We start from the raw sequence: 9,261 nt of genomic DNA on the forward strand, positions 1-9,261 counted from the left end.
CTTCCGGAACTTTGAAAACTTTAAAACTAGAATCCTCATTGCTTTGAACATAAAAAAGGAGAGAACCAAGTTGGTCCTCTCCAGGTTATAACTTTTCATCAACCCACTACAGTTGACAAAGAGTCAAATTTAAAAGAATGTTCAGATTAAATTTTAATTTTTCTAATATCATCTACTTATGAATTCTGTCAATTTCAATGTAGAACTATAAAAAACAGTAAAACCAACTTGGTTCTACTGTCCTCATTTTTAAAATGTCTGGCGTTTAGCTTTTCGTTCTGCGCGTCCACGGGCACGACCTTCTGCTCGCTTGGCTTTGCGACGTTTTTCATCAACCGCCCACTGGATTTTTTTCTTATAACCTGGTTTGACTTTTTTCTTTTTCTTTTTAACCAAGCCAATCATTTCGATGTCCAATTTTTCTTGTTTCTTCTCACGATTGGCACGACGATCGCGGTCATAGGTATCTTGGAATTCTCCGTCTTTAACCATCTTAGGCACAAACTTGATCCCTAGTTTCTCTAACTCACGAATATCTGAGTCGTCACTAGGCTGGTAAAGGGTAATGGCTGTACCAGGCAGACCATTACGTCCAGTTCGTCCAACACGGTGGACAAAGAAGGACAAGTCTTGTGGAATGGCATCGTTAATGACGTGACTGACTCCCTCAATGTCAATCCCACGCGCAGCCAAGTCAGTCGCAACGATGTACTCAAAATCAAGGTTCTTCACCTGATTCATGATCCGTTTGCGTTCACGAGGAGCAATATCTCCATGAATCTTAGCAACCTTCAAGCCTTGGGCTGTTAAATATGTATGCAATTCATCTGCACGAGTCTTAGTATTGACAAAAATCATGGCCAAGTATGGTTGCATGACTTGAGTCAATTCATAAATCTGGGCATTCTTGTCACGACCTTTAGTCGAAATCAACCAGTTATCAATGGTATCTGAGATAACTGTTTTGGTCTTGATTTTCTCCATAACTGGATTTGATAAGTATTTTTTCAAGAATGGTTGCAATTTTTGTGGGATAGTCGCTGAAAAGACCATAAACTGCAAATCTTTCGGAAGACTTCCTGCAATCTTATCAACTGTTTCCAAGAATCCCATATCCAAGGTCATATCAGCTTCATCGACTACAAAGGTCTTAGCCTTGTGGATAGCAAGATCACCAGATTTTACCAAATCATAGATGCGACCTGGTGTTCCGATAACAATATGGGGCTGGTTGCTTGCTAATTTGTCAATCTGGCGGGCCTTATCTGTACCACCAACATAGTTCACAACACGAATTTCTACTTCTGAATGTCCTGCAATTTGACGAGCAGCTTGGTAAATCTGAGTTGCTAATTCACGACTTGGAGCTGTGATAACTGCCTGCACACTATCGCTCTCTTCATCCAACTGTTGGAAAATTGGAAGCAAGAAAGTATGAGTCTTTCCTGAACCTGTTTTTGATTCACCGACCAAGTCACGACCTGCCAAAACAATGGGAATTAACTTATCCTGCACCTCAGTAGGAGTCGTAAACTTCAACTCCTCCAAAGCTTCTTCTATATATTTTTTAAATTTAAATTTCGTAAATAACATAATATCCTCGATTCTATCTATCTACTCATTATACCACATTTTGCTGCATTTCAGTTAAACTTTCGGTTTGGATAATCACTCCGAAATGTAAAAACATACCCGATTAAAGGCAAGAAAAATACTCTCTGTCCATCATAAACAGAGAGTATCGCTTTTTTATTTAAGCTCCCATTTTTTCATTAGCCAATCACAAAACTGTTGATAGCGTTGGTCGAGAGCTTCATGATGCCCATATGCATCAAAAGTGGAATATGTTGAGGGAACTGCTTCTGAAATCAGATCATGAAGTTCCCTTGCAAAAAGAGGAGCCTTAGACAGACGATTGGAATGATTGGCACCTTCTGTCTGACCATTTTGCAGATAAATCAGGCTTTGGCTCTGCATCAAAGTATGTTCCCTGCAAAAGTCTATAAATTCTGGATACCAGAAAGAACCACAGATAGAAAAGATACAGGTCGCAGGAAGATGGCTCCTATAGAGACTATAAACAGCTGCAAGACCACCCAGTGAATAGCCACCATAAGCAATTCGACTTTCATCAATCAAGTAGTCTTTCTTTAGAATTTTTAAAATACCTTGAAAGAGCTTTTGATGGTATTGGTCTACCTTCCCACCAAAATCTGGTGCCCCTTCTTTCAAAGCAACAGCCTGCCAAGGTGTAAAATCATCCAGACGATTTTCTGGAATTAAACCTACTAAAATTACAGATTGGGACAGGTTTGACAAATAATCTAGTTCCCCATCATTTAAAAGCACAACTGGATAGGCTTGTTGAGGTTCATAGTTTGAAGGAAGACTGACCCTAACACGAATCCCTTCCCAGTTAAACTCCTTATTTCTTGATAAAGTCATTGATTTTTTCAAGTGAATCAATCACTGCTGGACCGTAGTCCATCAACTCATCGTAAGAGATGGTCATGATTTTTTGATTCTTGATTGCTGGTACATTTTCCAAAACAGCATTTGCCTTCATCAAATCCACTGCTTTTTCATCTAACTTTTGATTGCGGTCACTAGTTACATAGATAATCAACTCTGGATCCATAGATACTAGATTTTCCAAGGTCAAACCAGAAGTTCCTGTTGCGACATTGGTATATCCAAGTTGGTTGAGCAAACTTTCTTGTAGGGCTGACTTGTAGGCACCAAAGGTTTCATCATTGTAGGCCACCATAATCAAAGCTTTTTTCTTTTCACCCTGTGTTTCTGGGTTTGCTTTTTTAACCGCATCGATTTTAGCTTGTAATTGCTCTGCGTATTGATTAGCCTTGTCTTGGACATTGAAAATGGTACCAAGATTCTTCACATCTTCTACGATATTTCCTAAATCTTGTTGGATAGTTGAAAGTGAAGCTTTTTGCGTATAAACAGGGATTTTGTTTTCATTCCAAGCACTAATGGTTCCCATTGACTTTTCAGAAAACATCATATTGCGTCCCATCAAGGCATCTGGTTCATAAGAAAGAACTGTTTCTTGTGAGACAGATTTTTTATCACCAATGTGAGGGATGGCTTCAATAGCATCCTTGTATTTACCAGTTACCGCATTATCAGGATTGAGCATGCCAGCAATTTTATCCTTCAAACCGAGTTCAAGTAGGATTTCAGTTGTTGAGAGGTTGTTGGTGATGACCTTTTCAGGTGCCTTTTCAAATACTTGTTCGACTTCGTTTCCTTTAGCATCATAAGTTTTGATGGTTACAGGATAGCTGGTTTCTGTATTAGCTTTTTGACTAGCTTCTCTTGTAGCCGGTGCCGGTGCTGTTTCTTTAGATGCGTTACCACAAGCTGCCAAAGATAAGGTAGCTACTGTTAGGAGCAAAATACTAAGTGTTTTTTTCATGTTTTTATTTTCCTTTTTAATTTTTATAAATAGTGAATCATGGCTTGCTGATCTTCTGTCCAAGTTACCTTACTTTGAACGCCATAGACAGCCTGCAATGACTCAGGTGTGATAGTCTCTTTTGGAGTACCTTGGTAAACAATCTCCCCTTCTTTCATTAGGTAGAGATAGTCTGAATAGCGACAAGCCAGCTGAATATCATGCAAGACAGCTAGCACATTGATCTGAAGATCTTTGACAATGGTCAATAAGTCTAGCTGATACTTGATATCCAAATGATTGGTCGGTTCGTCTAAGAGCAGGAGAGTCGGTTCTTGTGCCAAGGCACGTGCCAACAAAACCCGCTGCTTCTCTCCTCCTGACAGAGAAGAGTAGAGTCGATTTCTCTTTTCAAGCAGATCTACCTTGACCAAAGCATCCTCAACCAAAGCAAAATCTCTGTCTTTTTCCTTTTGTAAGAAAGAGAGATGGGGAGTTCTGCCCAGCATGACAATCTCCTCAACCGTACAATCAAACTGGAGTTGATTAAACTGCGTGATAACTGCCATCTGCTTTGCCGTTTCTTTGACGCTCATTTGTTCTAGAGGCTTCCCATCTAAAGAAATCAAGCCCTGATTCGGCTTTTCCTGTCGATAAAAGAGTTTCAGCAAACTGGTCTTTCCACTTCCATTTGGTCCCAAAATAGTATGAAATTGGTTGCCCTCAAGTTTAAGTGAGACTCCTTTGAGAATTTTTTTCTCTCCGATTCCAAAGTGAATATCCTGACACATTAAGTCCATATCAGACCCTCACCTCCCTTCGTCTACTTCCAACCATGTAGATAAAGAAAGGTGCACCTACTAAGGCTGTGAAGATACCAATCGGAAGTTCAGCATTCTGAATCAAGACACGAGCAAGAACATCTGCCCAAACGACAAAGAGGGCACCTAGTAAAGTAGCTATCGGAAATAGCCTTCTGTAATTTGTCCCAACCAAACTTCGGGCTAGATGAGGTGTGATAAGGCCAACAAAACCAATAATCCCACAGGTCGATACCAAGATAGCTGTCATCACAGCTACAATCGTCACATAGAGATACCAGTAAAAACGCAAGGGAATTCCCAAGGTCAAAGCCGCCTCATCTCCCATCATCATGGCATTGAAAACACGGTATTGGGAAGAGAAAAATAAAAAGGCGATTCCCACGATTATAGTTGGTAAGGTTAAGTGTCCCCAAGAGGTTCCCGCTAAAGAACCCATGGTCCAAAACTTGATGGTCATAACGCTATCAGCATTGGCCCCAATAGAGATAATAAAGTTTGAAAAAGCCAAAAATAGTGCATTCACGACCGTTCCTGATAAAATCAGGCTAGAAGTTGTCATCCTGCCTTGCATGGAAGCAATCAGAAGAACTGCAACTGTTGCTAAAATCGCTCCGAGGAAAGATCCTAGACCAATCATAACTTTAAATCCAAGAATAATACTCAAAGTTGCTCCAAAGGTTGCCCCGGCTGAAATTCCTAATACATAGGGCTCTGCTATTGGATTATTGACCGTTGACTGCATGACACTGCCACACATGGAAAGGCCTGCACCAACTATCAAACCAAGAAAAACCCGTGGCAATCTCATATTCCAAACAATAGCAAGCGTAGACTTCGAAAGGTCTCCTATATCCAGAGGAGCCCCCATCTTACTTAAAATAATTCTATAAGTATCACTCAAGCTAATCTGAACAGACCCCATAGAAACAGCTAAAAATAGAGAGACACCCAAAGCTCCGAGCAACAGAGCTAGGAGAAAAACATATCGCAGGTTTTGATGGCTTCCAGAAGATTTGGAAATCATGAAACCCTCCCTTAATAAAATTAAAAATTTAGACAATTTTCATAAATAGTATACCACATTTCCAAATCTGGAACAAGGCTAGAAAGATACAGATAAAAAGACTGTTGAAACTAAAGAGCTGATTGAGCTCAGGCTAAAATTCTAATGAAACTAAAAAATCTCCCCCAAGGGAGACATAGCTGGTTTATTTTACCTTACAGTGCTAGGAACCGTAACCGAAGATTATACTTGAGTATATCGAGGTAAGGTGACAAAAATAAAAAGCTACTCAACTAGAGTAGCCTTATTTCAAGATGTGCTCAATTGAACACAGCCTAAGCACTTGGCAAAAAAGATAAAATCTCCTAGAAACTGAAGTTTCTTCGTCAATTTTCCTATTTTTGCTTTGTGCTTTTGACGGCCTTTGTATCTTGAATTAACGACGAAGTCCAAGAGAGTTGATCAACTCACGGTAACGGTTAACGTCGTTTTTACGCAAGTATGCAAGCAAGTTACGACGGCGACCGATTTTCTTCATCAATCCACGGTAAGTAGCGTGGTCTTTTTTGTGTTGTTTGATGTGTTCGTTAAGGTGGTTGATTTCCCAAGTAAGGACAGCAACTTGAACCTCTACTGAACCTGTATCACCTTCGTGACGTGCATATTGTGCAATGATTTCATTTTTTTTCTCTTTTGAGATTGCCATGATGTTTCTCCTTTTTATTTGGCTTCATCCGAGTGACAGGTTGGCATGCCTGTAACCAAGAAGAAGTTATTTGTCTTTACGACATTTCTTATTCTACCAATAACTAAGTTCTTTGTCAACTGATTTACTATTCTTACTGCAAAAGTGCTATAATAGTTATAGGAAGGATATCTAAGTAGACATCTTGAAAAGAGAGGTGATTACCATGCGTAAATTCCCGCAATATCTCCCCTACTATCTGGTCATATTTTTCTTTTATTGGCCACTTTATGAGCTGTTATTACGGACTATTACTGAAAACTATATCTTGAAGGAACTCATCATCGGCAACGTTATTATCTTCTCTCCACTGGTGACTTTCATAGTATCACTATTCTACTCTTATCGTTTCAAGTTCTCAGTTTGGTGGTTAATTGGAGTTGGCTTGCTCTTTTGCTTTACCATCATTACTTTCGGAGAATTTATCCTTCTCTACTTCCTAGCCTATGAAATCTTTGCCCTCGCAGGTATGGCTATCGGTGCCGCTATTAAGAATCTGGTGCAAAAACTGAAAAACAAAAAACTTTCACAAAATCCTTGAAAAATCTCGCAATCATGCTATAATAATGCATAGAGACAAGTCACTTAGAATCTTTCTTTTAGAGAGTGCGTGGTTGCTGAGAACGCATAGGAAGTCTAAACTGATACTACTCTACTAACTTTTATGCAAACATAAAACGGTGGCCACGTTAGAGCCAATCAGAGGTGTCAACAGTTTTTGTTGTACATAAATGAAGGTGGAACCACGTTGCGACGTCCTTTTGAGGATGTCGCTTTTTGTTTTTCTTGATTTAAAACTGCAAAAATAGGGAAACACTTCTGCTATAAAAATAATTGATAACTAATAATATAAGGAGAAAACCATGATTAAAATTACTTTCCCAGATGGCGCTGTTCGTGAATTCGAATCTGGCGTTACAACTTTTGAAATTGCTCAATCTATCAGCAATTCCCTCGCTAAAAAAGCTCTTGCTGGTAAATTTAACGGCAAACTCATTGACACAACTCGTGCTATCACTGAAGACGGAAGCATCGAAATCGTGACACCTGATCACGAAGATGCCCTTCCAATCTTGCGTCACTCAGCAGCTCACTTGTTCGCTCAAGCAGCTCGTCGCCTCTTCCCAGACATTCACTTGGGTGTCGGTCCAGCTATCGAAGATGGTTTCTACTACGATACAGACAACCAAGCGGGTCAAATCTCTAACGAAGACCTGCCTCGTATCGAAGAAGAAATGAAGAAAATCGTTAAAGAAAACTTCCCATCAATCCGTGAAGAAGTGACTAAAGACGAGGCGCGTGAAATCTTCAAAAACGATCCTTACAAATTGGAATTGATCGAAGAACACTCAGAAGATGAGGGCGGTTTGACTATCTACCGTCAAGGTGAGTATGTGGACCTCTGCCGTGGCCCACACGTCCCATCAACTGGTCGCATCCAAATCTTCCACCTTCTCAATGTAGCTGGTGCTTACTGGCGTGGAAATAGCGACAATGCTATGATGCAACGTATCTACGGTACAGCTTGGTTTGACAAGAAAGACTTGAAGAACTACCTTCAAATGCGTGAAGAGGCTAAGGAACGTGACCACCGTAAACTTGGTAAAGAATTGGATCTCTTTATGATTTCTCAAGAAGTTGGTCAAGGTCTTCCATTCTGGTTGCCAAATGGAGCGACTATCCGTCGTGAATTGGAACGCTACATCGTCGACAAGGAAATCGCTGCTGGTTACCAACACGTCTACACTCCACCAATTGCCTCAGTAGAACTTTACAAGACTTCTGGTCACTGGGATCACTACCGTGAAGATATGTTCCCAACTATGGATATGGGTGATGGGGAAGAATTCGTTCTGCGTCCAATGAACTGTCCTCACCATATCGAAGTCTTTAAACACCACGTTCACTCTTACCGTGAATTGCCAATCCGTATTGCTGAAATCGGTATGATGCACCGCTATGAAAAATCTGGTGCACTCACAGGGCTTCAACGTGTACGTGAAATGTCACTTAATGACGGTCACACTTTCGTAACACCTGAACAAATTAAAGATGAGTTCCAACGTACGCTTCAATTGATTATCGATGTTTACGAAGATTTCAACTTAACTGACTATCGTTTCCGTTTGTCATATCGTGATCCTCAAGATACTCACAAATATTTTGATAATGATGAGATGTGGGAAAATGCTCAACGTATGTTGAAATCAGCTATGGATGACATGGGACTTGACTACTTTGAAGCTGAAGGGGAAGCAGCCTTCTATGGACCAAAATTGGATATTCAGGTGAAGACTGCCCTTGGTAAAGAAGAAACTCTTTCTACTATCCAGCTTGACTTCTTGCTTCCAGAACGCTTCGACCTTAAATACATCGGAGCTGATGGTGAAGAACACCGTCCAGTTATGATTCACCGTGGTGTTATCTCAACGATGGAACGCTTCACAGCTATCTTGATTGAAAACTACAAGGGTGCTTTCCCAACATGGCTTGCACCTCACCAAGTAACCCTTATCCCAGTTTCGAACGAAAAACACGTGGATTACGCTTGGGAAGTGGCTAAGAAACTCCGTGACCGTGGCGTCCGTGCTGATGTGGATGAGCGCAATGAAAAAATGCAGTTCAAGATCCGTGCATCACAAACTCAAAAAATTCCTTACCAATTAATCGTTGGTGATAAGGAAATGGAAGAGCAAGCCGTAAACGTTCGCCGCTATGGTCAAAAAGAAACAGAAACCATGCCAGTAGATGCATTTGTAGAATTGATTCTTGCAGATATTGCTAACAAATCACGAGTTGAAAAATAGCATAATCTCCAAAAGCGATATAACTACTATCAGATTATAATAATCCAAGCTCATCACTTTATAATACTACAAAAATTTAACACGAAATTTTTACTACATCTAATACCTGAAATTCCCATTTATTTCTTACTCAATTCTTGTTGCTTTCAATATTTTAATATGATTTTTTATCTTGTATTCTTATAAGCTATCGCATATTTAATTACAGAAAAACTTCCTAAGTTGTAATCGCTTAACTTTTGTGTTACAATTATTTTAATTATTTTTTTGGGGGTATGTATGCTAAAAGCAATCTATTTTCTACTTGATAAGCTACCAGATAGAAATGATTTTAAAAATTTTATAAGAGAAGTTCTATTTTCAGGTAAAATAACTGGCAGGCTGACATTCATAACAGCATTGATAACTGTAATCAAGCCCTTGTTATCTATTATAAATAAAGAAACTGGTGATTATAGTAAAATAAT

9 protein-coding genes and 1 pseudogene are annotated in these 9,261 nt (G+C 39.7%); 4 read left to right on the forward strand and 6 right to left on the reverse strand.

The genetic code is table 11. From position 1 onward, the window contains the following. Positions 1–249: 249 nt before the first annotated feature. The 6 genes from GEZ89_RS09235 to rpsO all read right to left on the reverse strand — a co-directional run bounded on the left by GEZ89_RS09235 (position 250) and on the right by rpsO (position 5,948). Positions 250–1,593 (reverse strand): DEAD/DEAH box helicase, encoded by a 1,344-nt coding sequence (locus GEZ89_RS09235; protein ID WP_153225797.1) that lies wholly within the window; start codon positions 1,591–1,593, stop codon positions 250–252. 156 nt (positions 1,594–1,749) lie between these two features. Next, positions 1,750–2,445: an alpha/beta hydrolase-fold protein gene (locus GEZ89_RS09240; RefSeq protein WP_153225798.1), complete on the reverse strand. Its 696-nt coding sequence runs from the start codon at positions 2,443–2,445 to the stop codon at positions 1,750–1,752. Then, a complete protein-coding gene (locus GEZ89_RS09245; RefSeq protein ID WP_153225799.1) occupies positions 2,426–3,436 on the reverse strand; it encodes an ABC transporter substrate-binding protein in 1,011 nt (336 codons plus the stop codon). The genes GEZ89_RS09240 and GEZ89_RS09245 overlap by 20 nt, the downstream gene beginning before the upstream one ends. A 23-nt stretch (positions 3,437–3,459) precedes the next feature. Further along, positions 3,460–4,215 (reverse strand): ABC transporter ATP-binding protein, encoded by a 756-nt coding sequence (locus GEZ89_RS09250; RefSeq protein WP_153225800.1) that lies wholly within the window; start codon positions 4,213–4,215, stop codon positions 3,460–3,462. Position 4,216: 1 nt separating this feature from the next. Continuing rightward, positions 4,217–5,263: a FecCD family ABC transporter permease gene (locus GEZ89_RS09255; protein WP_153225801.1), complete on the reverse strand. Its 1,047-nt coding sequence runs from the start codon at positions 5,261–5,263 to the stop codon at positions 4,217–4,219. A 415-nt stretch (positions 5,264–5,678) separates the two neighbouring features. Next, positions 5,679–5,948 carry a 30S ribosomal protein S15 gene (gene rpsO / locus GEZ89_RS09260; protein WP_001018251.1) on the reverse strand — a complete coding sequence of 90 codons (270 nt, stop codon included), beginning with the start codon at positions 5,946–5,948 and terminating at the stop codon, positions 5,679–5,681. 205 nt (positions 5,949–6,153) lie between these two features. On the opposite strand from rpsO, the gene GEZ89_RS09265 reads away from it, so the two are divergent. The 4 genes and pseudogenes from GEZ89_RS09265 to GEZ89_RS09275 form a co-directional block, all read left to right on the forward strand. Continuing rightward, on the forward strand, positions 6,154–6,528 hold the full coding sequence (locus GEZ89_RS09265; RefSeq protein WP_153225802.1) for a hypothetical protein: 375 nt from the start codon (positions 6,154–6,156) through the stop codon (positions 6,526–6,528). A 121-nt stretch (positions 6,529–6,649) separates the two neighbouring features. Further along, positions 6,650–6,777: pseudogene (locus tag GEZ89_RS09855) on the forward strand (AAA family ATPase); the annotation flags it as partial. A gap of 73 nt (positions 6,778–6,850) precedes the next feature. Continuing rightward, positions 6,851–8,794 carry a threonine--tRNA ligase gene (gene thrS, locus GEZ89_RS09270; RefSeq protein WP_153225803.1) on the forward strand — a complete coding sequence of 648 codons (1,944 nt, stop codon included), beginning with the start codon at positions 6,851–6,853 and terminating at the stop codon, positions 8,792–8,794. A 279-nt stretch (positions 8,795–9,073) separates the two neighbouring features. Beyond that, the coding region (locus GEZ89_RS09275; protein WP_153225804.1) for a hypothetical protein at positions 9,074–9,261 on the forward strand (188 nt) is incomplete at its 3' end.

Origin of the sequence: Streptococcus mitis (genome assembly GCF_009496285.1) — a bacterium.
In the GTDB taxonomy this organism is placed as follows: domain Bacteria; phylum Bacillota; class Bacilli; order Lactobacillales; family Streptococcaceae; genus Streptococcus; species Streptococcus mitis_BP.

What these genes read in the sequence shown, in the direction of transcription:
- GEZ89_RS09235 (WP_153225797.1), bottom strand. Translation starts at nt 1,593, where the DNA reads ATGTTATTTACGAAATTTAAATTTAAAAAATATATAGAAGAAGCTTTG.
- thrS (WP_153225803.1), top strand. Translation starts at nt 6,851, where the DNA reads ATGATTAAAATTACTTTCCCAGATGGCGCTGTTCGTGAATTCGAATCT.
- rpsO (WP_001018251.1), bottom strand. Translation starts at nt 5,948, where the DNA reads ATGGCAATCTCAAAAGAGAAAAAAAATGAAATCATTGCACAATATGCA.
- GEZ89_RS09255 (WP_153225801.1), bottom strand. Translation starts at nt 5,263, where the DNA reads ATGATTTCCAAATCTTCTGGAAGCCATCAAAACCTGCGATATGTTTTT.
- GEZ89_RS09240 (WP_153225798.1), bottom strand. Translation starts at nt 2,445, where the DNA reads ATGACTTTATCAAGAAATAAGGAGTTTAACTGGGAAGGGATTCGTGTT.
- GEZ89_RS09245 (WP_153225799.1), bottom strand. Translation starts at nt 3,436, where the DNA reads ATGAAAAAAACACTTAGTATTTTGCTCCTAACAGTAGCTACCTTATCT.
- GEZ89_RS09265 (WP_153225802.1), top strand. Translation starts at nt 6,154, where the DNA reads ATGCGTAAATTCCCGCAATATCTCCCCTACTATCTGGTCATATTTTTC.
- GEZ89_RS09250 (WP_153225800.1), bottom strand. Translation starts at nt 4,215, where the DNA reads ATGGACTTAATGTGTCAGGATATTCACTTTGGAATCGGAGAGAAAAAA.